The 22,202-nt window shown below is 33.0% G+C and carries 23 protein-coding genes and 1 other annotated feature; of the genes, 1 reads left to right on the top strand and 22 read right to left on the bottom strand.

The window, feature by feature from the left end:
- Positions 1 to 189: 189 nt before the first annotated feature.
- The 14 genes from BN2667_RS03185 to rpmG form a co-directional block, all read right to left on the bottom strand.
- Positions 190 to 2,310 carry an adenosylcobalamin-dependent ribonucleoside-diphosphate reductase gene (locus tag BN2667_RS03185; RefSeq protein ID WP_054251875.1) on the bottom strand — a complete coding sequence of 707 codons (2,121 nt, stop codon included), beginning with the start codon at positions 2,308 to 2,310 and terminating at the stop codon, positions 190 to 192.
- A gap of 161 nt (positions 2,311 to 2,471) precedes the next feature.
- Positions 2,472 to 2,978: an ECF transporter S component gene (locus tag BN2667_RS03180; RefSeq protein ID WP_054251874.1), complete on the bottom strand. Its 507-nt coding sequence runs from the start codon at positions 2,976 to 2,978 to the stop codon at positions 2,472 to 2,474.
- Positions 2,979 to 3,067: 89 nt separating this feature from the next.
- On the bottom strand, positions 3,068 to 4,537 hold the full coding sequence (gene gltX, locus BN2667_RS03175; RefSeq protein WP_054251873.1) for a glutamate--tRNA ligase: 1,470 nt from the start codon (positions 4,535 to 4,537) through the stop codon (positions 3,068 to 3,070).
- Between the two features lie 29 nt (positions 4,538 to 4,566).
- On the bottom strand, positions 4,567 to 6,270 hold the full coding sequence (rho, locus tag BN2667_RS03170; protein ID WP_054251872.1) for a transcription termination factor Rho: 1,704 nt from the start codon (positions 6,268 to 6,270) through the stop codon (positions 4,567 to 4,569).
- A gap of 8 nt (positions 6,271 to 6,278) precedes the next feature.
- Complete coding sequence (locus tag BN2667_RS03165) at positions 6,279 to 7,247, bottom strand: TAXI family TRAP transporter solute-binding subunit (protein ID WP_054251871.1); 969 nt, start codon at positions 7,245 to 7,247, stop codon at positions 6,279 to 6,281.
- A complete protein-coding gene (locus BN2667_RS03160; RefSeq protein ID WP_054251870.1) occupies positions 7,234 to 9,081 on the bottom strand; it encodes a TRAP transporter permease in 1,848 nt (615 codons plus the stop codon). The genes BN2667_RS03165 and BN2667_RS03160 overlap by 14 nt, the downstream gene beginning before the upstream one ends.
- A 51-nt stretch (positions 9,082 to 9,132) precedes the next feature.
- Positions 9,133 to 9,696, bottom strand: a complete 564-nt coding sequence (locus tag BN2667_RS03155; protein WP_054251869.1) for a helix-turn-helix domain-containing protein — start codon at positions 9,694 to 9,696, stop codon at positions 9,133 to 9,135.
- Positions 9,697 to 9,958: 262 nt separating this feature from the next.
- Positions 9,959 to 10,336, bottom strand: coding sequence for a 50S ribosomal protein L7/L12 (gene rplL / locus BN2667_RS03150; RefSeq protein WP_054251868.1), 378 nt, complete (start codon positions 10,334 to 10,336; stop codon positions 9,959 to 9,961).
- Positions 10,337 to 10,386: 50 nt separating this feature from the next.
- A complete protein-coding gene (gene rplJ / locus BN2667_RS03145) occupies positions 10,387 to 10,938 on the bottom strand; it encodes a 50S ribosomal protein L10 (RefSeq protein ID WP_054251867.1) in 552 nt (183 codons plus the stop codon).
- Positions 10,939 to 10,944: 6 nt separating this feature from the next.
- Positions 10,945 to 11,068, bottom strand: a sequence feature (ribosomal protein L10 leader region).
- Positions 11,069 to 11,113: 45 nt separating this feature from the next.
- Positions 11,114 to 11,806, bottom strand: a complete 693-nt coding sequence (rplA, locus tag BN2667_RS03140) for a 50S ribosomal protein L1 (protein ID WP_054251866.1) — start codon at positions 11,804 to 11,806, stop codon at positions 11,114 to 11,116.
- Positions 11,807 to 11,847: 41 nt separating this feature from the next.
- Positions 11,848 to 12,273, bottom strand: a complete 426-nt coding sequence (rplK, locus tag BN2667_RS03135) for a 50S ribosomal protein L11 (protein WP_054251865.1) — start codon at positions 12,271 to 12,273, stop codon at positions 11,848 to 11,850.
- Positions 12,274 to 12,346: 73 nt separating this feature from the next.
- The gene (nusG, locus tag BN2667_RS03130; protein WP_075967862.1) at positions 12,347 to 12,901 is read right to left on the bottom strand and encodes a transcription termination/antitermination protein NusG; all 555 of its coding nucleotides are present in this window, start codon (positions 12,899 to 12,901) and stop codon (positions 12,347 to 12,349) included.
- A gap of 15 nt (positions 12,902 to 12,916) precedes the next feature.
- Positions 12,917 to 13,120: a preprotein translocase subunit SecE gene (secE, locus tag BN2667_RS03125; RefSeq protein ID WP_054251864.1), complete on the bottom strand. Its 204-nt coding sequence runs from the start codon at positions 13,118 to 13,120 to the stop codon at positions 12,917 to 12,919.
- 16 nt (positions 13,121 to 13,136) lie between these two features.
- Positions 13,137 to 13,286, bottom strand: coding sequence for a 50S ribosomal protein L33 (gene rpmG / locus BN2667_RS03120; RefSeq protein ID WP_054251863.1), 150 nt, complete (start codon positions 13,284 to 13,286; stop codon positions 13,137 to 13,139).
- A gap of 282 nt (positions 13,287 to 13,568) precedes the next feature.
- Here rpmG and BN2667_RS03115 point away from each other — a divergent pair, with 282 nt between their 5' ends.
- Complete coding sequence (locus tag BN2667_RS03115) at positions 13,569 to 14,018, top strand: nucleoside deaminase (protein WP_054251862.1); 450 nt, start codon at positions 13,569 to 13,571, stop codon at positions 14,016 to 14,018.
- Between the two features lie 31 nt (positions 14,019 to 14,049).
- Here the strand turns inward: BN2667_RS03115 and BN2667_RS03110 are convergent, their stop codons facing one another.
- The 8 genes from BN2667_RS03110 to BN2667_RS03080 form a co-directional block, all read right to left on the bottom strand.
- Positions 14,050 to 14,799, bottom strand: a complete 750-nt coding sequence (locus tag BN2667_RS03110; RefSeq protein ID WP_054251861.1) for a hypothetical protein — start codon at positions 14,797 to 14,799, stop codon at positions 14,050 to 14,052.
- Between the two features lie 21 nt (positions 14,800 to 14,820).
- Positions 14,821 to 15,705 carry a hypothetical protein gene (locus tag BN2667_RS03105; RefSeq protein ID WP_054251860.1) on the bottom strand — a complete coding sequence of 295 codons (885 nt, stop codon included), beginning with the start codon at positions 15,703 to 15,705 and terminating at the stop codon, positions 14,821 to 14,823.
- A gap of 141 nt (positions 15,706 to 15,846) precedes the next feature.
- Complete coding sequence (locus tag BN2667_RS03100) at positions 15,847 to 17,007, bottom strand: hypothetical protein (RefSeq protein ID WP_054251859.1); 1,161 nt, start codon at positions 17,005 to 17,007, stop codon at positions 15,847 to 15,849.
- A gap of 196 nt (positions 17,008 to 17,203) precedes the next feature.
- Positions 17,204 to 18,580 carry a DUF2254 domain-containing protein gene (locus BN2667_RS03095; RefSeq protein ID WP_054251858.1) on the bottom strand — a complete coding sequence of 459 codons (1,377 nt, stop codon included), beginning with the start codon at positions 18,578 to 18,580 and terminating at the stop codon, positions 17,204 to 17,206.
- A gap of 49 nt (positions 18,581 to 18,629) precedes the next feature.
- A complete protein-coding gene (locus BN2667_RS03090) occupies positions 18,630 to 19,712 on the bottom strand; it encodes a hypothetical protein (protein WP_054251857.1) in 1,083 nt (360 codons plus the stop codon).
- A 157-nt stretch (positions 19,713 to 19,869) separates the two neighbouring features.
- The gene (locus BN2667_RS03085; protein WP_054251856.1) at positions 19,870 to 20,319 is read right to left on the bottom strand and encodes a methionine--tRNA ligase; all 450 of its coding nucleotides are present in this window, start codon (positions 20,317 to 20,319) and stop codon (positions 19,870 to 19,872) included.
- A 193-nt stretch (positions 20,320 to 20,512) separates the two neighbouring features.
- The gene (locus BN2667_RS09315) at positions 20,513 to 20,683 is read right to left on the bottom strand and encodes a hypothetical protein (protein WP_156191363.1); all 171 of its coding nucleotides are present in this window, start codon (positions 20,681 to 20,683) and stop codon (positions 20,513 to 20,515) included.
- A complete protein-coding gene (locus tag BN2667_RS03080; protein WP_054251855.1) occupies positions 20,670 to 21,941 on the bottom strand; it encodes an MFS transporter in 1,272 nt (423 codons plus the stop codon). The genes BN2667_RS09315 and BN2667_RS03080 overlap by 14 nt, the downstream gene beginning before the upstream one ends.
- Between the last annotated feature and the right edge of the window lie 261 nt (positions 21,942 to 22,202).

Below are 22,202 nucleotides of genomic sequence, written 5' to 3'. Positions count from 1 at the left end.
TTAAATCTATTTCGATTGTTTTCTAAGTATATTATATAAGTAAAAAATCTATTTTTCAATGGCAAGTAAATTCATATAAAAAATTTCACCAACTTTTTAAAAGAAAATTTTAAATGCATTTAATTTGTCTATAATATTGACAAAAAAGACCTTAAGCAATTATATGCTCTAAGGTCTAATTTTATATTTTTATACTGCACAAGGGCTGTAGCCACAGTCTTGGCATTCTGAACAGCCACCTGAGTGGTTCATTGGGCCGCCGCACATTGGACATACATCTGGGTTTTCTTCTAGTTCTTTGGCTATTTCTCTATTTAATTCTTCTTGAAGTTCTTCGATTCTATTTCTCTTTGTTGAGTCTGTTGTTAGAATTCCTGATCTTTCACAGCCGTCTCTATAAATTGTTATTCCCTTTAAATTATTTTCCCAAGCGTGGATATATAAATCTTCTACTTGGTCAACTGTAAATTCGTTTGGAACATTTACTGTTGATGAAATGGAAGCGTCTATAAATTGTTGGAAGGCTGCTTGGACTTTTATTCTTCTCTTATAGTCAAGTTTGTCTGCTGTTATTATAAAGTCTGGCAAGTCTTCTTCGTTTCCTATGTCGTTGGCGTTCATATATCTTCTTACTATATCTGAATATACCTTGTAATAGGTGTCTACTCCGTGGATTGATTCTGTCTTTCTAGTGTAGGCAATTTGGAAAAGTGGCTCTACTCCATTTGAACAACCTATTAGAGTTGATATTGATCCTGTTGGTGCTATTGTTAGAAGTTGTGAGTTTCTAAGTCCGTGTTCTTTTATTAGTTCTAGAACGTCTTCGTCTGCATTGTGAAGGATAAATGGACTCTTTAGAACATATTCTTCTTTATAGGCTGGGAATGGTCCGTCTTCTTTTGCAAGTAGGGCTGATTGTCTCAAGGCTTCGTTTATTAAAAGTCTGCCTATTTGGTTTATTAGGGATATTGATTCGTCTGATCCATATTCTATGCCCATTTTTATAAAGGTGTCTGCTAGTCCCATTATTCCAAGACCAATTTGTCTAAGATCATTACAAACTTCTCTTTGTTGTTTTAGTGGATGGAGGTTCATATTTTCATCTAAAACTCCGTTTAGATAAATTACTCCACTTCTTACCATTTCTGCAAATTTTTCAAATTCAAATCTGGCGTATTTTGTAAATGGATGGATTACAAATTCCCCTAGGTTTATTGAAGATAGGTTACATGATCCAAAGGCTGGAAGTGGTTCTTCTGCACAAGGGTTTACTCCTGCGTATTCAAAACCTGGGTCTTCGCTCATTAGGTGCCAAGCTTTTATGTTGTCCCAATAAAGGATGCCTGGCTCTGCCATTCTCCAATTGTTTAAAGCTAGATCTCTAAAAAGATTTCTGGCATTAACTCTTTTTTCTATTTTTTCTCCAGTTGCTTCTACAGTAAATTTTTGAGTGTAAACTTCATCATTTACAACTGCTTGCATAAACTCATCGTCAACATTAACTGAAATGTTTGCTGATGTTACCTTTGATAGGTCTGACTTTACTGCTATAAATTCTTCTAGGTCTGGATGGGAGCAGTCCATGTTTAACATTAGGGCCCCACGTCTGCCCTTCATTCCTATTAGAGAAGTTGTCATAGAAAACAGGTCCATAAAGGAAACTGCTCCAGTTGTTGTTGAAGCTGCGTTGTTAACCTTAGCTCCTCTTGGTCTAAGTTTAGAAATGTTTAGGCCAACTCCTCCGCCGTATGAATAAGTTCTAGCTAGGTATTTTGCAGTGTCGTAAATTTCTTCTATTGAGTCGCCTACCTTTGGCATTACATAACAATTAGAAAGAGTAACTTTTTTTCCTCTAAGGGCAAGGCCTCTACCTGCTAGGATTCTTCCTGCTGGCATAAATTTCTTGTCTTTAATTGCTTTTTTTATGGCTTCGTCGCCGCCTGACACCCTGTCTAAAAATTCTTCAAAGGATTCGTTGTTGTATCTATATTTCTTTTCATAGATGTCCCTTTGAAGGTCAGTCATTTCCCAGCCTTCTCTTCTTAGTTTTTCCCTTTCTTGCCTGTAGATAATATATTTCTTGGCAACGTCTGGGCGAAACTTCATTAGCTCAAGTTCGACTGCGTCTTGAATTTTTTCTATGCCAAGTTCTGCTTCGTTTTTATAATCTTCTTGAATTTTTTCTGCAATCTCTTTAGAAACTGCTGAGTCTACGCCTGCTTCTGTTTCTGCCATGGCCTTTTCTATGGCTATTACAATTTTTTCCCCTTCAAATTCTACTAAATTGCCGTTTCTTTTTCTAACTTGCACTTTTCATACCTCCACTATATATTGTGTTTTAGTCACAGTTATTTTCGCAATACCTACTATATCATAGTAAGCTTAAAAGTACAACAGCAAAAATAAAAAAAGTTACGCGAAAGTTTTTTTGTATTCGCGTAACCCTTATAAGTCCTATATTGTTAAAAAAATTATTTGTTAAATATTTTTTCTCCTAGGGCATTGTACAAAATTGTAGCAAGTCCTGCTCCAACTAAGCCTTGAAAAATATTTCCAGGAAGTGAAGCTACTGCCGCTGGAAAATCGTACATAAATATTTCAACGACAAAATATCCTAGGGCCATAAAAATTCCACCTACTGCTGCTGGAGCGATTGACATTTTTCTTTTAAAGGCTTGTCTAAATAATAAAGCAACTATTAGTCCTTCACAGCCTTTAATAACAAAGGTAAATGGCGCATAATAAGCATAGCCTAAAAGTATATCTGCAAGAGCTGATCCAAGACCTCCTATTATAAAACCACCAGCTGGTCCTAAGACTAGGCCTGATAAAATAACAAGAGCGTCTCCTAAATTAATATATCCCTTGGTTGCTATTGATGGAATAGAAATTACCATAGTTGCAACTGTAGTTAAAGCCATCATCATTCCGTAGATGGCAATTTTTTGTGTTGTTAGTTTACTTGTACTTTCTCTCATAAAAAAAATATCCTCCTTATATCTATAAAGAGGATATCATATTTTGGTCTTTAATAAAGTACCATTTTAGCTAAATTTTAGCCTACCAGTTATTTAAACCTGGCAATTCTTTGTAAAATTTTGTCCTTGCCAAAGAGATATAAAATATTTGCAAGTTCTGGTCCGTGTTGGACTCCTGTTAAAACTATTCTCGTTGGCATGTATAAGTTTTTGCCTTTAATGCCAGTTTCTTTTTGAATGGCTTTCATTAGGCCCTTGGCTTCTTCAAAAGTGAAATCTTCAATTGATGATACCTTGTCTTCTAAGGCTTGAAGAAGTTTAGGAACTGTTTCTCCTTTTAGAATTTCTTTTTCTTCCTCGCCAAGGTCTGGTGCATCTTCAAAGGCAAAGCTAATGGCTGCTGGAATTTCTTTTAGGTTAGAAACAGAGTCTTGGATAATTTGAAATAAGAAAATTATCCAGTCCTTGTGGTTTTTGTAATAGTCTTCGTCCATTAGGCCTGCTTCTAAAATATATGGTTTTGCTAGGTCGTAAATTTCATCTCCAGATAATTCTTTCATATAGTGGGCGTTAACCCAATCTAATTTGTTCCTATCAAAAATTCCGCCAGCATTTGAAACTCTGTCAAAGTCAAAGACTTCTTCCATTTCTTTGAGGCTAAAGATTTCTCTGTTGTCTGCTGGTGACCAACCAACTAAGGCCAAATAGTTTACTAGCCCTTGTGGCAAATAGCCTGATTTTTTAAAGTCTTCTACTGAAACGTCTCCTTCTCTTTTTGAAAGTTTCTTTCTTTGGTCATTTAAAACTGTTGGAAGATGAACAAAAGTTGGTTTTTCCCAACCAAAGGCTTCGTATAGGTAGACGTGTTTTGGAGTTGATGAAATCCATTCTTCTCCACGAACAATGTGGGTAATTCCCATTAGGTGGTCGTCTACAACTACTGCAAGATGATAGGTTGGATAGCCATCTGATTTTAGTAAAACTTGGTCATCAACGTCATCTGAATTTATAGAAATGTGGCCCCTTACTAGGTCATCAAATTCTAGGTTTTTGTTCTTTGGCATTTTTAGTCTTACTACATATTCTTCGCCAGCTGCTATTCTCTTTTTAGCATCTTCAAGGCTAACTCCCCTGCATAGGCCGTCGTATTTTGGAATTTTTCCCTCTGCCCTTTGCATTTCTCTAAGGTCGTCTAGTCTTTCCTTGTTACAGAAACAGTAGTAGGCATAGCCGTTTTCTATAAGTTCATCTACATATTTTTTATAGATATCAAGTCTTTGAGATTGGATGTAGGGACCGCGGTCTCCTTTTTGGCTGACATGGCCCTTATCGTCAACTATAACTCCTTCATCATAGTCAATGCCTGCCCAGTGAAGAGAATTAATTAAATTTTCTATGGCTCCTTCTACAAACCTAGTTTGGTCTGTGTCTTCAATTCTAAGGATAAATTGACCGCCATGTTTTTTTGCAAACAAATAATTATATAGGGCTGTCCTAAGTCCTCCAATGTGCAAATAGCCTGTTGGACTTGGTGCAAATCTAACTCTTACATTTTCCATTTTATTTCCTCCTATTTTCTTTCATCTACTTAAATAAAAATATTAGTCTTTTCTGCCATTGTCATAAACTCACTATTGCTGGCAGTTTCGTCCATAAGTTTTAAAATACTTTCTGTAACATCTGCTGTTGAAAGTTCTCCCATGATCCTTCTTATAGATGTTGCCAGTTTGTATTCGTCTTCATTTAATAATAACTCTTCTTTTCTAGTTCCAGACTTATAAATATCAATTGCTGGGAAAATTCTCTTTTCAGAAAGCTTTCTGTCCAAGTGAACTTCCATGTTGCCTGTTCCCTTAAACTCCTCGTATATTATATCATCCATCCTAGATCCTGTCTCTACTAAGGCAGTAGCTAAAATTGTAAGTGATCCGCCTTCTTCAATATTTCTAGCTGCCCCAAAGAATTTCTTTGGCTTATAGAGAGAAAGTGGATCTAGTCCTCCAGATAGGGTTTTGCCAGATGGTGGAGTCACTAGGTTGTAGGCTCTAGCCAGACGAGTTATAGAGTCTAATAAGATTATAACATCTTCCTTAGATTCTACCAATCTTTTTGCCCTTTCAATTACCATTTCTGCAACCTTTATGTGGTTCTTAGCCTGTTCGTCAAAGGTTGAATAGACAACTTCACCTGCTACTGACCTTTGCATGTCTGTAACTTCTTCTGGTCTTTCGTCTATAAGTAAGACAATTAAATGACTATCTGGATATTTTTCTTCTATAGATTTTGCAATCATTTTTAAAAGAGTTGTCTTTCCTGACTTAGGCTGGGAAACAATTAGTCCCCTTTGGCCCTTGCCTATTGGAGAAAGCAGGTCTAGCATTCTCAGTGCCAGTGGATTTTTCCCTGCTTCTAAGGTCAATCTTTCCTTTGGATAAATTGGAGTAAGATCGTCAAAGGATGGCCTTCTAGAAATGTATTTTGGGTCCCTGTCGTTTACTGACTTTATATAAATTATTGCATTAAACTTTTCTGAATTTGATGGTGGTTTAGTTACACCTACTACCTTGTCGCCAGTTTTTAGTCTAAACTTTCTAATTTGAGATGGAGATACATAGACATCTCCGTCAGAGCTTAGGTAGTTGTCTCTTCTTAAAAATCCATAGCCATCAACTAAGACTTCTAAAATTCCTGAAACGTAATTAAAGTCGTCCATTGATTCCAACAAGTCTGTAGCATTGTCTGAAAGGTCTTCAGTGTCTATGTCTGCATTTATAGTTGGCCTTGGTCCTAGGATTTCTACTTGGTCATTTTCATCTTCATAGTCAAGGTCATCAGTACTTTCAACTGGGTCATCATCTTGGCCTTGCTTGCTTTTTATAAGGCGTAGAAGGTCTGGCTTTTTGTACTTGTAATAGTCTTCAATATTTTTTTCTTTAGCTAAGTCTCTTAGTTCTACTAGAGATAGATTTTCAAGTTTAATTTGCTCTTTAAGGACTTTATCAATTTCTTCTCTTAGTTCTTTTTTCCTATACTTATAAGGGGCCTCAATGCCTAATTTCTCAGCTACTTCTCTTAGGTCGACTAATTTTAAAGAATCTAGGTTTACTCCTTCAAAGACTCCTTCTTCAGTTCCCTTAATGTCTGCATTTAAATTTTTTGTAGAAATTAAATCTATTAAGTCTGACTTGGTCATTTTTTCTTTTACATCTAAACCAAGAAACTGGGCAATTTGTCTCAGGTCTTTAATGGATTTTTCACTTAGAACATTTAGTGGTTTCTTTTCTTGGTCCATGATTCCTCCTATTTTATAAGTCCTTGTTCTTTATAGTATCTAAAAGCTCCATCGTGGAGTGGAAGGTCTGCTATATCTTCAAGACTATTTTCAAGAGTCAAGTCCTTTAAAAAACTGTGATTTTCTTTTAAGCTATCTAAGTTTTCCCAAAAAGTTTTTGTTAGCTGATAAATAGTTTCTTCGTCCATATCTTCATCTGTAAACATAACCATTTTTATAGCTGAAGTATTTATGTCTTCTTCTAGTTCATCATAGACTCCAGCCTTTAGAGTATAAGATGAATACCAAGGATAATCTTTTTTTAGCTCTTCTATAAAGTCATTTGGAATTTCTAGTATCTTACTATCAGTTGTCTTTAGCATTTCAGTTACTGCAGAAGTTGGTGCCCCTGCCATAATCCAAGCTCCGTCAGTTTGTTTGTTTCTCATTAGGTCAATGGCTTCAGTAAAACCTACGTATTGGACTTTAATGTCATCAGGATAAGTAAGGCCTGCACTTTTTAAATGAACTGAAGACTCTTCTTCTGTTGTAGATCCTGCTATTCCTGGAGCAAAGGTCTTGCCTTTTATATCGGCTAGATTATTGATATTAGATTTTTTTGTCACCACAACTTGGTTGGGATTATAGTAAAGGCCAGCAATGATTCTGATCTTTTTATTGGCCCTGTCTTCAAATTTTTCTAGTCCATTATAAGCCTGGTAGACATTTGAAACAACTGCCATAGAAACATTGGCTTCCTTTTTTTCAAGTAAGTTTAGATTGTCTATGCCTCCATTTGAGGCTTGGACATTGGCCTTAATGTTTGGAAGTTTGTCTGTCCAAAGTTTAGCTAGGGAATTTCCAAAGGGATAAAGGGCGCCTGTTGTAGATGCTGTCGGTATGTTAATAAAGGTTGTGTCAGCACTAGATAAACAAGCAGTTAAAATCATAAAACTCATGGCTAAACACAAAAATAAAATTTTTTTAGATTTTTTCATAAACTCTTTCTTCTCTCCTATTTTTTAATAAAATAATTATAAAAACTCCAAGGGCTACAAGGTCTGTATAGGTCCCTGGGTCAACTAATAAAAGTCCTAAGACAAATAGTATTATAGATTCAATCCTGCTAAGTCTATTTACTAAATACCTTTGTGAGGCACAGGCAATATTAAAAACTCCAAAAATTCCACTTATAAATATCCTTAAAAAACTAAGGGGAGAAAATTCTACTGCCCCTAAGAGAAGCTCAGGATTTAACAAAAAGAAAAATGGAAAAATAAAACCTGTCAGAGAAATTTTTACAGCTTCAATAGAAGTTTTAAATTCATCTGATCCAGAAATTCCAGCTGCAACATAAGACGAAATGGCAACTGGCGGAGTAATATTAGACAGGCAGGCATAAATTAAGCAAAACATGTGAGCAACTATTGGCAAGGCCCCCATATTTATTAAAATCGGCGCTGCAACAGATGAGACAATTACATAAGCAGCAACTCCAGGAATTCCCATACCTAAAATCGTAGACATAATCATAGTCAAAATTCCTGCTAGTAAGAGATTATTAAAGGCTGAAATAGACATAATTAAGTTTCCAAAATTTAGGCCCAAGGCTGTTAGTGAAACAATGCCAATAATTATTCCAATAAGTAAGCAAGAAATAGAAATATTTACTGTTCCCTTTGTCGCCTTAACAATAACTTCAAAAAACTCTTTAGGTCCAATTTTATCATCTTTATTAAATTGGGAAACTAAAATTGTAGCTAAAATTGCAAACATTGCTGCATAAATTGGCGAATAGCCTAGGATAATTAAAACTACAACTAAAATTATTGGTAGAGACAAATATCCTCTTTCTCTTAAAACTTCATTTACTTTAGGCAGGTCTTCTCTATCTAGGCCCTTAAGATTTCTAAGTTTTGCTCTTTGGTGAACTGCAACTAAAAGTCCAAAATAAAAGAATAGAGCTGGAATAATAGCCGCAAGCATAACCCTTGAATAAGAAATCGCCAAGTATTCAGCCATTACAAAGCCAACTGCTCCCATAATTGGTGGACAAAATTGGCCTCCAGTAGAAGCTGATGCCTCAACAGCAGCGGCAAATTCTCCCTTATAACCAGTTTTTTTCATAAGGGGAATGGTAATCATGCCAGTTGTTGCAACATTTGCTACTGCAGATCCATTTATCATTCCAAGTAAGGCACTGGCAATAATAGAAACCTTAGCAGGTCCTCCTGGTTTGTGGCCAATTAAAGCCAAGGAAAGATCGTTAATAAAGGCAGACAGGCCAGACTTATTTAAAAATTCTCCAAAAATTATAAACAAAAAAATATAGGAAGCACAAACACCAATAGTGATTCCAAAAATTCCCTGGCTACCCCAAACAGTATGGTTAATAAGTCTTTCTAGACTAAAGCCAGAATGACTCAAGGCCATAGGCATATATTTTCCAAAAAATGCGTATAAAATAAAAATAAAAACTAAAATAAGTAAGTTTTTCGACGACTTGAAGCCAGCTAGAATAATTAAAGCCACAGCTAAAAATCCAAAGAAAAAGTCTATTTTAGATAAGATTCCACCTGATTTTACAATACTTGGAAAAAAATAAATAATATACGAAAAAACTATTAGGCTGCCTAAAGAAAGGATGTAGTCGAAAATATTTTTCTCTTCATCCTTTGCAAGCTTTAATAAAAATCTTAAAAAGATCATTCCCATGGCAAAGTAGGCCCTAAAGGCAATTGTCTCTAGCCTAGGAAAAAAGTTTAATAAAATAATTGATAATCCAAAAAAGAAAACTATCAGGTTAAATACTTTTTTTAACTTGACGTTCAAAGTAAAATTTCCTCCATCAATAGTAAATCCTAAGAAAATTAAAAGATAAGTCTATTCAGTTTTTGGAATATGAGGTGGACTTACTACATAGTAACCCTTGGCAACTTGGTCGCCTTTGTTTACAATTCTATGGGGAATATTTTCTTGAATATAAATTGAGTCTCCTGCCTTTAGATCATAGACAGTATCTCCATAGGTTACTTCTAACTCCCCTACTTCTAACATAATAATTTCTTCTGCCCTGTGGCTGACATAGTCTCCAGAGTCTTCTCCATTTCCTGGAATAATAAATTCAACCATCATCATCTTTGGGGAAAAGTTTATGTTGTTAACAGTTGTAGAAACTATTTCATAGCTAGTATCAGAATTTTCAAAACTCATCTTAGGTCTTTCTTCTTTTCTCATGATGATATTTTCATTTTCTGTATCGTCAATTAATAAATAAATCGGCGTATTTAATGCAACGGCTATTTTTTTTAATGATGATAAACTAGGTTCAACTAGGTCTCTTTCTAATTGAGAAATATAAGATACTGACAAACCTGACTTTTCAGCTATGTCATTTAGTTTTAAATTTTGATTTTTTCTTAAAAGTCTAATTTTTTTGCCTAACATTTTCGCTCCTCTTTTTAGTAAAATAATGAATGTTTATGTACAGTTATTAACTGTAAGATTTACCAATTTCATTATACTAGTAAAAATAGAAATTTTAAATACTTTAATAGAAATTTTATCCAAGTTTTTGTGTTTTTCTAAAAGCATTTCATTTATTTTTAAAATAGTGTTTTTATTTGTACTTCTTACTATTTAAATATTTTTGAAACAAAAATATAGACATAAAAAAAGTGCCATCACTGGCACTTTTAAAAATTATTTTTTACTTTAATTCAACTTTAGCTCCTGCTGCTTCAAGTTTTTCTTTGATTTCGTTAGCTTCGTCTTTGCTAGCGCCTTCTTTAACTGGTTTTGGAGCTTCGTCTACTAGAGACTTAGCGTCTTTTAGTCCTAGGCCAGTAACTTCTCTTACTACTTTAATTACAGCAATTTTTTCTCCGCCAACTTCAGCTAATACTACATCATAAGAATCTTTTTCAGCTTCTGCTGCAGGTGCTGCTTCTCCACCAGCTGCTGCTGCTCCAGCCATCATAACTGGTGCTGCTGATACTCCGTATTTTTCTTGAAGTGCTTCTACTAATTCGTTTAATTCTACAACTGTTAGACCATCAATAGTCTCAATAATTTGTTCAATATTCATTATTTAATCCTCCATAAATTTTTCTTAAATTAATTTTTATTTTTCTGCAATTATTCTGCAGATTCTGCGCTCTTTCTCTCAGCTAGCGTTTCTGCTACATGAATAAGATTTCTCATTGGTGTATTTATTAATTGTTGAGTTACATTTACAAAATTAGAAATTGGAGCATTTAAGCTTCCTACTAATTTTCCGATGAGAACTTCTCTTGAAGGTATCTTCGCTAGTTTAGAGATTTCAGCCACGTCTAAAACATCATCACCTAACATACCAACTTTAATTTCTAACTTGTTGTTAGTTTCTGCAAACTTTGATGTTACCTTTGCAGAAGTAGTTGCATCATCCATAGAAAATGCAATTGCATTTGGTCCTGTTAAGTGTTCTAAAATGTCTGTATATCCAAGATTTTCAAATGCTCTTCTAGATAAAGTATTTTTGTATACCTTATAGTCAACGTTGTTTTCTCTAAATTGGCTTCTTAGTTCAGTTACATCAGCAACTGATAGGCCTCTATAGTCAACAACTACTAAAGACTTAGAGTTTTTAATTTTATCTTCAATCTCAGCTACAACAGCTTGTTTTTGTTTTAAAACACTGTCTTTCACTCTTTCACCTCCATAAAAAATAGTCTCACCGTAAACGTAAGGAGAGACTAATAATATATAATCATCTGACCTCGGTAGGAAATTAAGGGCTGGGCCCACCTACTGTCTACGGCAAAATTTATTCAATTTCTAGACTATTTTACTACTTAAATTTATTTCTGTCAACAACTTTCAATTAAAAATCTGAAGTATTAACTTTGATACCAGGTCCCATAGTAGTTGAAACAGTTACGCTCTTTAGGTATCTACCCTTAGATGCAGCTGGTTTCGCCTTTACTATAGCATCCATAATTACATCAAAGTTTTCTTTTAATTTTTCTGGTCCAAATGATGCCTTACCAATAGCAACATTGATGATAGCTTGTTTGTCTACCCTGTATTCTACTTTACCAGCTTTAATTTCTTTAACAGCGTCTGCAACGTCAAAAGTTACTGTTCCACTTTTTGGGTTAGGCATTAATCCCTTAGGTCCTAAGATCCTACCGATTCTACCAACTTGACCCATCATATCTGGTGTAGTAATGATTACATCAAAGTCAAACCAGTTTTGAGTTTGAATTTTTTCAACCATTTCTTCACTACCAACAAAATCTGCTCCAGCTTCTTCAGCTTCTTTGATCTTGTCGCCCTTAGTGATAACTAACACTCTAACGTCTTTACCAGTACCATTTGGAAGTACTACTGTACCTCTAACTTGTTGGTCAGCATGTCTTGGGTCTACTCCTAGACGAACTGCTAGCTCAACTGATTCATCAAAGTTTGCTTTTGCAGTTTTTGTAACTAAATCAAAAGCTTCTGCTGGCTGGTAATTAGTTGTTTTATCAAAAAGCTTTGCGCTTTCTAAATATTTTTTTCCTCTTTTTGCCATATAAATAACCTCCTTGTGGTTTTAGCGGATAAATCCTCCCACTATTCCTCTACTGTAACGCCCATGCTTCTAGCTGTGCCCTTAACCATTTCCATAGCGGCTTCAACTGATCCAGCATTTAAATCAGGCATTTTAGTTTCTGCAATTTTTCTCACTTGGTCTAAGGTTAATTTACCAACCTTTTTCTTGTTTGGTTCACCTGATGCTGCTTGTAGGTTTAATTCCTTTTTAATAAGCATTGCCATTGGAGATACTTTTGTAATGTAATCAAAAGTTCTGTCAGCATATATTGTCATTTCAACTGGAATAATCATTCCAGCTTGGTCAGCAGTCTTTGAGTTAAAAGACTTGGTGAACTCCATAATGTTAACCCCGTGAGGTCCTAGTGCAGTTCCTACTGGAGGTGCTGGTGTAGCTTTTCCTGCAGGTATTTGTAATTTTACTATAGCTATGACTTTCTTTGCCATAAAAATTCCTCCTTTGTGGTATTTAGCGGGTCTTTCCCTCCCACTTTCTATATAATAACGCTAAATCGCGATATTACTGAACTTTTTCTACTTGGTCAAAACCAAGATCTAATTTGGTTTCCCTATTAAACATAGATATGAAAACCGTAACTTCTTCCTTGTCCTTATTAATACTTTCAATTTCTCCCAAGAAATTTTCAAAAGGTCCGTCAATAATCTTAACAGAATCGCCAACATGGTAGTCGTAGTCAATTCTTCTAACTTCTTTAACACCTAGGGCCTTTTCTTCTTCCTTAGTTAGGGGTATAGGGTTTGATGCAGGTCCTAAAAATCCTGTAACTCCCCTAGTATTTCTAACTAGGTACCAAGACTCGTCAGTCATAATCATTTTAACAAGAACATAGCTAGGATAAAGTTTTGTTTCCTTTACCTTTTCAACTCCATCTTTAGTTTCTACTAGTTCTTCAGTTGGAACTTCTATTTCTTGTACAAGGTCTTCCATGCCTTGGTTTTTAACCATAAGCTCCATAGTTGTCTTAACCTTGTTCTCATGACCAGAATAGGTGTGGACTACATACCATCTTGCTCTTGGGTCTCTGTCTTTTCTTTCATTAATAATTTCTGTCAAAACTATCCCCTCGTATTATCCTATTATTAAGCCTAAAAGCTTGTGAATAATAAAGTCGAATAAGTATATAAATAGAGCAGATATAATACTTAAAACTAAAACAAGAGCGGAATATTTTAATAGTTCTGATTTACTTGGCCAGATTACTTTTTTAAGTTCAGTTCTTACTCCCTTAAAGTATCTTTTCATGCGGCCTTCTTTGTTAACTTTTTCAGTCACTTAATTCCCTCCTGTCCTATTTAGTTTCTTTGTGACTTGTGTGAGTCTTGCAGAACTTGCAATATTTTTTCAACTCAAGTCTTTCAGTAGTGTTCTTCTTATTCTTATAAGTTACATAGTTTCTGTTCTTGCACTCTTGGCAAGCTAGAGTTACTCTATCAGCCATTTGGCACCTCCTATAAATAGATTTTAATTGAAAGTTTTGAGAAATAAAATCTTTTATTTAGTCTTTAATTCACTCAATAAAAAAAGGGCCTCTAAACCCTATGGCTTTATTTCTATCTAATTTAGTATAGCATAGAAAGATAAAACTTGCAAGAAATTTTATCTTATTTTCTTGAAAATTCTCTCTTTTTTAGCTAAAAATATGATACCATAATTATACTTATAAAAAAAGTCTTTTGAAAGAAAATTTTGTCATTAATAATAAAATTTGAGGTGGATATAAATGGAAGAAAAATTTATGGCTTTGGCTTTAAAGGAAGCAGAAAAGGCCTATAAAAATAATGAAGTTCCCATAGGCTGTGTTGTCGTTAAAGATGGCAAAGTTATTGGATCAGGCTACAATAAAAAAATAGAAAAAAATAATTCCCTCTACCACGCCGAAGTCATAGCCCTAAGTCAAGCTTGTGAGACTTTAGGATCTTGGTGGTTAGAAGACTGCGATGTCTATGTAACCCTAGAGCCCTGTCCCATGTGTGCAGGCTACATGTTAAATTCTAGAATTAGAAAACTTTATGTTGGAACAAGGGATCCTCGCATGGGATCTTGTGGATCTGCCCTTAATCTTTCAAATCTTCCTAGCTTTAACCACTCCTTTCCTGTTGTCTTTGGGCTTTTAGAAGACCAGTGTTCAAAAATTCTCAGCGACTTTTTTAAAAACTTAAGAAAAAAATAAGCCCTAGGTTTTCTTCCCAGGGCTTTTTTCTTTATAGGGCTGTTGGATCTTTTTCTTTTATTAGTTCATCATAATAAACACTTTGGCCTATAGTTGATAGTAGTGATGTTAAAGTTAGAAGTAAGATTGAAACAATAACTCCACCAATACCTAAAGACAAGCTTTTTGAAATAATACTTGTTATTACTAAAACTGCTCCAAGAACTATAGGAACAAAGCCATAAATTATATTTAAAATAAAAAGTCTAAGCTTGTGGCCATTAGTAATATTAGCTGATCCTTTAAGGTAACTGTCTGGTCCCTTGGCCTTAAAGTCATAAATTAAGAAAAAGGAAAAACAAAAAGCTAAAGAGGCAATAATCGCTACAATTCCACCAAGTATAGGAATAAGACCTACAAGTTTTGAAATAAAAGTTATTAAAAAGGCCACTAGCAAAATGTCTTTGTAATTGTTTTTAAAAATTTCTACTAGGCCATTTATAGAATATCCTCCACCTCTAAGTAAATTTAAAAGACCAATTTGATTGGTTCCTAAAATACTAAGAGACAGAGTCCCTTGAAGAAGAGTATAGAAAAAAGATTTAGTTGAGCTATCATTTGCAAGATCTTTAGCCATTGATTGAATATTACTTTTGTCTAAAATATTAAAGCCAAAAGAAATATTTAATGTGCTAGCTGTGATAAAGCCTATTAGAGTTAAAATTAAATAGACCAATAAAATTGTTCCAAGATTTCTCATAAATAGCCTTAGAGTTTTTCTAATATTTTCTGAATATGACATTTGATTCTCCTTTATTATTTATTAATAGTTTTCATTATCTGCTTCAAGATTTTTTCTTGTATCAACCTCATCTAAATAAGGATCTTCCCCTCTGCCAAAATTATTTTTAAAATCCTCATAGCTTCTTAGATCTTCATAGGCTAAGGCAAAGGCTATATTTGTAAGTAAATATGCTCTAATAGATACAAGGGTTAAGATAATTAAAAATATTCCTGTAAAGATTGAGGAGTAATGAACATTTAAAAAACCAGCTAAGACCAACAAAAGAACTACTAGCAAGATTGGGACAATAAATTTTAACATTAGTTTAAATAAATCAAACTTATAACCTCTCGTCCTTTTAAAAGACTCCACAATTAATTTAAAGGGATTTCTAATATTATTTTCCTTAATTATAAAAGCTACGAAGAATAATATTATCTTTAAAATAATTTCTATTATAAATCCTACATAAGGAACTAACGATACTAGGGAAGAAATTCCTGTAAAAACTAAGGCAGTAAGAAATATTTCTACTTTGTAGGCCTTTAAGTTATCTGTAAATAAAGTTATGGTAAAGTCACTGTCTCCATTAGAATTAAAATCTTTAACAAAGTCTAAAATCGCCATTATTAAAGCCATAAAACTCATTGTAGTCAAAATACCAATAATGATATTTTTAGTTAAACCATAAGTAAGAGGTTTGCCAAAGGCAAATTCTACATAGCTAACATCATTAAAAATAGATTTTGGAACTTGCAGATATACTTCAATAGAGTTTGCATAACTTTCTGTAGGTAAAATTTTATCTAAAATAAAATTAATAAATTCTATACCTAAGAAAAAGATAAGGGCGGTCATAAACATATTCCACAGATTTATCTTAGAGACACTTTTCGTTTTTTCATATATTTCTTTTGTATCCATATAAACCTCCTTAGTTGTTCTTTAACTTATCTTATTATTTGACCTATACCCATCTTTTAATTTGTGAAAAATATTTCTAATAAAAAATAGCCTCTTAGAAAATCTAAAAGGCTATTTGAATAAATTTTATTTTGCTAAATCTTATTTGTTAGCATTGTCGTTAGCAAGACCCATTACCTTTTGGTAACCTTCTACAGTAATAGTTACAGTAGATTCTAGTTCTGGAAGGTCTGGAACGTTTTTGTGGTTTTCATCTCTTTCTTTAACTGGGATGTTTTGAACTTCTTCTACAGTCTTTCCAATAGTAAAGGCTTGGAAGTCTTCCATTTGTTCAAACCATTCTCTACCAATTTCAGAATGATCTCTCATGTTGTAGTCATCTTTAAGTTCTTTCTTAGATAGAACGTCTTCAGATGTTTCTACAGTTCCATCTAGAGCAACTTGAACTTTTGCTTGAACTGTGTCTACATAGTTAGCAACGATTTTACCTTCGTCATCAAGACCTAGAGCACACATATAAGTGTTAAATTGAGCCTTAGCACCCTTGTCATCTTTTCCGTCAGTTCCCTTGCCGTCAGTGAAAATACCTAGGCCAAGTTTTGTTGCGCCGTTAGCATCAACAGCATTGTCCCAAGCTTCTTTAACTGCATATTGGAAATCAGAAATGTTTATTGTACATACTGTTTCAAGTTCAGCTACATCTGGAACTGCTGGATGACCTTCATCTTTTTCTTTTGTAGGAATTCCTACAACTTCTTCAGCAGTTTTTCCAATTAAATATTCTTGTAGGCCTAGAATTTGTTCATCAAATTCTTTTTCTATTGGAGAAGCCTTTAGCATATCATAATCTGGACCTTTTTCCATTTTTGTTCTAAAGTCAGCAGCATCCATGTCAACTGTCATGTTGTCTTCTGAGAAGTTTGCACTTGTTTGGGCAACGTCAATTTTTACATCAACAATTTTACCATCTGCATCAAAAGCTACAGCTGCAATTGTTACGTCAGCTTGAGCCTTAGCTGGTTTTTCGCCAGCATCATTTGATGAAGTAGTTGAAGTAATGTTACCTAAACCAATTTTTGCAATCGGGCCAACTTCTACAGGTTCTGTTTCAGCAGTTTCTGCTGGTTCAGTTGTTTCTTCAGCTGGTTCTTCTGTTTTTTCTTCTGTTTTTTCTTCAGTAGCATTTTCTACTGGTGTAGTTTCTTTATTAGCTTCTTCATTATTTTTGTTACAAGCTGTGAATACAGTTAGAACTAAAACTAAAACTAATAATAAAGATATTCTCTTTGATAAATTTTTCATTTAATACTTTACCTCCATTTTTTTATCAAATTATATTTTAGCAAAATTTATAGCTTATGTCAAACTTTTAAAAGCTATGATTGTTTCTTTTCATTGAACTTTCTTGATAGCTATTAGGTATTTTTAATATTCTTAAATAAAACAAAGTTAATTTGTATTTAGTGAAAACAAACTTTCATTAAAGTTAAATTTTTAATTAGTCTTGTCTTTTTATTGTTTTTATAGCTATACTTTTTAAATCTAAAATCTCCTTATCATCCTTCTTTTCTTCCGCATCTTTGTCCATTGAGTCGTCACGTTTTTCGTCAAAGTTCTTGTAGATTTGATCAAGTTGGTCTATATAGGCATCACTTGTCATAGCGTTCTTACATTCTTCGTAGCAATAAATGAAAAACTTTTCTATCTCTTCATGGACTGACTGGTCTGAAACATAGTATATCATAAATATACTTGATAAAATTGCCTTGGCTACTTCAGGATCATCTTTTCCATAGTGGAGAATTTGATTGTAAGACAAACTTAGTTCTTCTTTTGCTGAGTAGTTGTTATATATTATTTTACTAGACTCATCTTCTTCTAAGACTTGGTAAAAGTTTTTAGATGAAAATAATTTTCCAAGCAAGATCCCTATTTTATTAATAGCTTCTGAGGCTGTATTTGGATCATTTATTCCTGGACTAAGAGCTCTTAGAGCAATTTCTACAATATTTGTAATTTCATGATGATAGTCTCTTGTATCATTTTTTCTTACATTGATAATAATATTGTTTGATATTTTTTTTAGTATTTTTTCTTCTTGGTCTTTGTCTAATTCTTCTGAAATATTTAAATCTCCAATGTACATATTGTCTAGAACATAGTCGCCTATCCTTTTATTAATTATTATTTCGTATTTGGAGTCATCAACAATTTTTAGCATCTGGCCTGCATTTATAGTATATAGATATCCAGACTTGTTGGCATAAATTTTATATGAGGCTTCCCACTTATCAACAGAAAATCTTTCTGCTAGTCTTCTTCTTTCAGATTCTTTTTCTATAAGATTAGCCGCATTTGTATATAGGTTTTCTATTACATTGCCAACTTTTATATCCTTTAAAACCCTTTTTACAAAGAGGATAAAGGATATCATTGCAGCAACTGCATAAAATATTCCAATTGTTCCAGATATTAGTGGAAGGTCGCTATCTATATTTTGGATCATAAATAGCGAAAGAACTGTATAAAAAAATCCACCAATAAATACTCCAAAAAGGCTTAGAACATTTGGCTTGTCTATAAAGTCTTGGACTATTCTTGGAGTAAATGAATCAGAATATTTATTTAAAACTGTTAAAATTGTAGTAAAAGTAAAAGTTGATACAGTTAAAAATGTTCCAGTTAAGTTGGATAAAAAAGATGATGTAACTTCTGGAGACAGTAACATTATATTAGGTAGATTCAATTTTAAAACTGTGTTTTTATAGTCAAAAAACCAAGTAAGTATTAAAAGAACAAAGGATAAAAATGTATACCTTATAATTCTTATAATATTTCTATTGTTGTCGTATAGGACTTTTAATTTTTCTATCATAGGTCACCTTCTATTTTTCTTAGTATATTAATTATACAATTTAGAAAATTTATTTCAAAATTTCTTTTAGGGCATCTAAAAGTGTTTTAGGATTTTCCTTATCTTGTTTATTTAAATAAGTCTGCCAATTTTTTTCTGGATCTAATTCATCTAAAAGTAGTGTTATCTGGGCTCCTGTTTCATAGGGAAGTCTGTCTCTTAAAAAATCTTGGTCTAGTTTTCCTTCTTTATAAGTCGGCAGTACATCAGAGAAAGGGACGTCCTTAATATTATCAAAATACATAGGCCCAAAGTCATAGCCTACTGCTTTAGACGCCATAATGCCCATATAGGTTGCAGTACCTTCAACAGTTTCCATCATATTTTCTTTTTCAACATAATCTGAATTTAATTTTTTTCTCTTTTCTTCTATGGAAAGAATCTTTTCCCCAACTTTTATTAGCTCACTTTGGTCCCTGGATTTATTTTTAATTAAAACTTTTGCCTGATCTAATAAGTTTAATTTTTCTTCTAGTAGGTCTAAATCATCTTTATCTAAATTGCCAGTAAATCTTTCTCCACCTGGCCAGTTGTTTTGCATAAAATAATGGAAGGCCTCATGATATAGAAAAGTCACTAAGTGATTAGATGAATATTTTTTATTCAAATTATCAGAGTCGAATTTTATATAATAGACCTTACTTTTCATAACATTAGTTGTCTTTCCTATGGTATTAAAGTTTCCAACAAAAATTTTTGTAGGCCAAAGTTTTGGATAGAGACGTGAAATTCTATATACATTAAATTTCTCCTTATATAGCTTATTATCTTTATTAATTTTTAGCCTGCTTGCAAATATAGATCTAGGTTCTTTTTCTGGGTTAATTAAATAAGAATAGTGGCTATCTTTGCTAATAAGTAATACACAATGGTCTGATAGTTTAAAGTTCTTCCAAAACTTTCCATCGCCATTTTGGCTATCTACTTCATAAACTAGTTTTAATTCTTCTAAAGCTTTTTTATCTAAGTCTGATATTGTTCCATTTGAAGAAGTTTTTTTATTTATAAATGCATCAGTTACAAGTAATATTAATCCTAGTAATAGCAAAGTTATTATTATTCTAAAAGTGTTTGCGCCTTTTTTTCTAATCATTTTTTCTCCATATTTTCAAATTAAAAATATTTCTCTTTGATATTTTATCAGATAATTTAAAAATATTCTAAATTTATAGTTGTTTGCTAAGATTTATTTTAGATAAAGAAAAAAAAAGCCGTGATTAAAGCTTAACTTAATCTATCGGCTTTTATTTTTAATATATCTTAGCTCCTGCAGGAATTTTATCTGCTAGAACTAGAAGGTTTAATTCTTCTTCGCCTTCTCTTTCGTTTATTGCTGATAATAACATACCACAAGAATCTATTCCCATCATCTTTCTTGGTGGAAGGTTTACTATAGCAAGTAAGGTTTTTCCAATTAGCTCTTCAGCTGAGTAGTAGGATTTTATTCCAGATAAAATAATTCTATCTGTTCCTGAACCATCATCTAAGGTGAACTTCAATAGTTTTTTTGATTTTGGAACTTCTTCGCAGTTTTTAACTTTAACTGCCCTAAAGTCACACTTAGAAAATTCTTCAAAGTCTACCATATCTTCAAATAATGGCTCAACCTTTACCTTTGACATATCAATCTTTGCACTTGCATTGTCATCTGCTGCCTTATTTGCTTTTATTTCTGCAACTTCTTTTCCAAGTGGCTTCATTGTTGGGAAAATCCCCTCTACCTTGGATAATTGTCTAAATCTCTATAAAAGTCAATTTTATCTTTTATTTCTTTTGATTCTTTTCTTATTTGCTCTAATTTTTTCATATATAACTCCTTTCTTTAAAACAAAAAAGACGACTAAATTTTTATTTTTCTAATCATCCTTTTTCTGTTTTGAAGATTTTCTTCTGTTACATTCTTTGCATACCATTTATCATTTTTTTAGAATTGCTTATCGTTAATTCTCCACTTGCAGTTGCCAATAATATTGAGTTTCTGCTTACAGATAAAACTCTACCAATATTTTCAGGTACAACATCAATACCACTGAAAATTTTATAAGATAAATTAAGCCCTAACATTTTTATCCTCATCCAAACGCTCATATGTTTTTCGCATTACTAAATAGGTTATACAAAGTCCGAAAGCTGGGAATATGAAAGAAATAGTTGCCGGAAAATTGTCTGCAAAATATCCATATAGCAATTGTCCCAATGGCATCGCAACAACAGCACATAATTGAATTATAGATACTATTCTTCCAAGAATATCTTCTGGAATTTTACTTTTTATTGTAATAGTTGTTGCAATATTCATTACAGTAATTATTATTACGGCTATAGCCATAATTCCAACAACGATATATAGTAACGCTTCTGATTGAATATTAAACAGATAATTTAATGCAAACGAAAGAAAGACTAACATCCCAGCCAAAAACAATGTCCCATTCATATTCGCTTTTTTCTCATCATCGTTTTTGATTACCATCATCGCAATAAATGGAGCAATTAGTCCCGCTACACCAAGAATGAAATTATAGGCTGTGTAAACATCAACATTAGAATTAAGTGTAATGCGAATAAAATGTGGGACAACAATGGAAAATAATGGTGCAATAAAGAAGTTAAAAAGAGGAGCGAACATCACTATCCCAACTACAAAAGGGTACTCTTTCATGGAAATAACTGCACTTTTATAAGAAGTGATACTGTCTCTCACAATGTTAGTTTTAGATTTTTCAATGAGTTTATCACAATGAGAAACTCCATTAGTACGCACAATCATCATTAGTAAAAATGCAACTGCCTCTATAAATAAAGCTACAAACAAAACTGTACTTAAACCAAATACTCCGTAAGCAAATCCGCCAATAACAGGAGATGATATCTCAACAATTCCATCGTCCAGAGAGGACAATTTACTTGCCGAAGCAATTTTATCTTTTTCAATTATTAGAACAATTGCTTTAGCATCTGATGCAGAAATAAGCGTTTCACAAATTTCCAAAAAAATAACCAAAATATATATCAGAGGTATTGATAATGGTTTAATAACCGTGTGTATTATAAAAAAACTCGCCATCAAAACTACAAGACTTAATGCACACCAGCGTAGAACATGTATACAATTCCTACAATCTGCTAAATACCCGGAAATTGGCGTGAAAATCAATCTCGGAAAAATAATTACCGAAAGAACAGTTGAAAAAACCAATGCAGATCCTGTCAAGTCTAATACATAAATCGCTAATGCGAATTGTAAAATATTTGAAGCTAAACGTAATAGGGTAGTTGAACCCCAAAATGCCATAAAAGATTTATTCTTTAATAAATTCAAATATATTTTCTCCTTATTTAATATTTTCATGTGTTGAGTAAATCATTTTCAATGTATCCCGAAAAAGTATTTTCTAAATATCGCTTTTCGAATAATCTCCCATTCTCCAATGCCTGGAGCCAATTTATAGTATAATTTTGGGGAATAAGCATTTTTTCCTAATGCATAGATTAACTACCTAATTATAGCATATAACACAGATTCCTTTCAATTATATGATTTACCGCGTTAAACTAAGCATTCAAATAAAAGGCAAGACGA

Origin of the sequence: Neofamilia massiliensis, assembly GCF_001299475.1 — a bacterium.
Classification (GTDB): Bacteria; Bacillota; Clostridia; order Tissierellales; family Peptoniphilaceae; genus Neofamilia; species Neofamilia massiliensis.
Note: the sequence above shows the minus strand (reverse complement) of the source record. Positions and strands in the feature narration are given on the sequence as shown.

Bases quoted from the DNA above. Each gene is read 5' to 3' on its own strand.
- BN2667_RS03180 (WP_054251874.1), bottom strand. From the start codon at position 2,978: ATGAGAGAAAGTACAAGTAAACTAACAACACAAAAAATTGCCATCTAC.
- gltX (WP_054251873.1), bottom strand. From the start codon at position 4,537: ATGGAAAATGTAAGAGTTAGATTTGCACCAAGTCCAACAGGCTATTTG.
- rho (WP_054251872.1), bottom strand. From the start codon at position 6,270: ATGGACCAAGAAAAGAAACCACTAAATGTTCTAAGTGAAAAATCCATT.
- BN2667_RS03165 (WP_054251871.1), bottom strand. From the start codon at position 7,247: ATGAAAAAATCTAAAAAAATTTTATTTTTGTGTTTAGCCATGAGTTTT.
- BN2667_RS03155 (WP_054251869.1), bottom strand. From the start codon at position 9,696: ATGTTAGGCAAAAAAATTAGACTTTTAAGAAAAAATCAAAATTTAAAA.
- rplL (WP_054251868.1), bottom strand. From the start codon at position 10,336: ATGAATATTGAACAAATTATTGAGACTATTGATGGTCTAACAGTTGTA.
- rplA (WP_054251866.1), bottom strand. From the start codon at position 11,806: ATGGCAAAAAGAGGAAAAAAATATTTAGAAAGCGCAAAGCTTTTTGAT.
- rplK (WP_054251865.1), bottom strand. From the start codon at position 12,273: ATGGCAAAGAAAGTCATAGCTATAGTAAAATTACAAATACCTGCAGGA.
- rpmG (WP_054251863.1), bottom strand. From the start codon at position 13,286: ATGGCTGATAGAGTAACTCTAGCTTGCCAAGAGTGCAAGAACAGAAAC.
- BN2667_RS03115 (WP_054251862.1), top strand. From the start codon at position 13,569: ATGGAAGAAAAATTTATGGCTTTGGCTTTAAAGGAAGCAGAAAAGGCC.
- BN2667_RS03110 (WP_054251861.1), bottom strand. From the start codon at position 14,799: ATGTCATATTCAGAAAATATTAGAAAAACTCTAAGGCTATTTATGAGA.
- BN2667_RS03105 (WP_054251860.1), bottom strand. From the start codon at position 15,705: ATGGATACAAAAGAAATATATGAAAAAACGAAAAGTGTCTCTAAGATA.
- BN2667_RS03100 (WP_054251859.1), bottom strand. From the start codon at position 17,007: ATGAAAAATTTATCAAAGAGAATATCTTTATTATTAGTTTTAGTTTTA.
- BN2667_RS03095 (WP_054251858.1), bottom strand. From the start codon at position 18,580: ATGATAGAAAAATTAAAAGTCCTATACGACAACAATAGAAATATTATA.
- BN2667_RS03090 (WP_054251857.1), bottom strand. From the start codon at position 19,712: ATGATTAGAAAAAAAGGCGCAAACACTTTTAGAATAATAATAACTTTG.
- BN2667_RS03085 (WP_054251856.1), bottom strand. From the start codon at position 20,319: ATGAAGCCACTTGGAAAAGAAGTTGCAGAAATAAAAGCAAATAAGGCA.
- BN2667_RS09315 (WP_156191363.1), bottom strand. From the start codon at position 20,683: ATGTTAGGGCTTAATTTATCTTATAAAATTTTCAGTGGTATTGATGTT.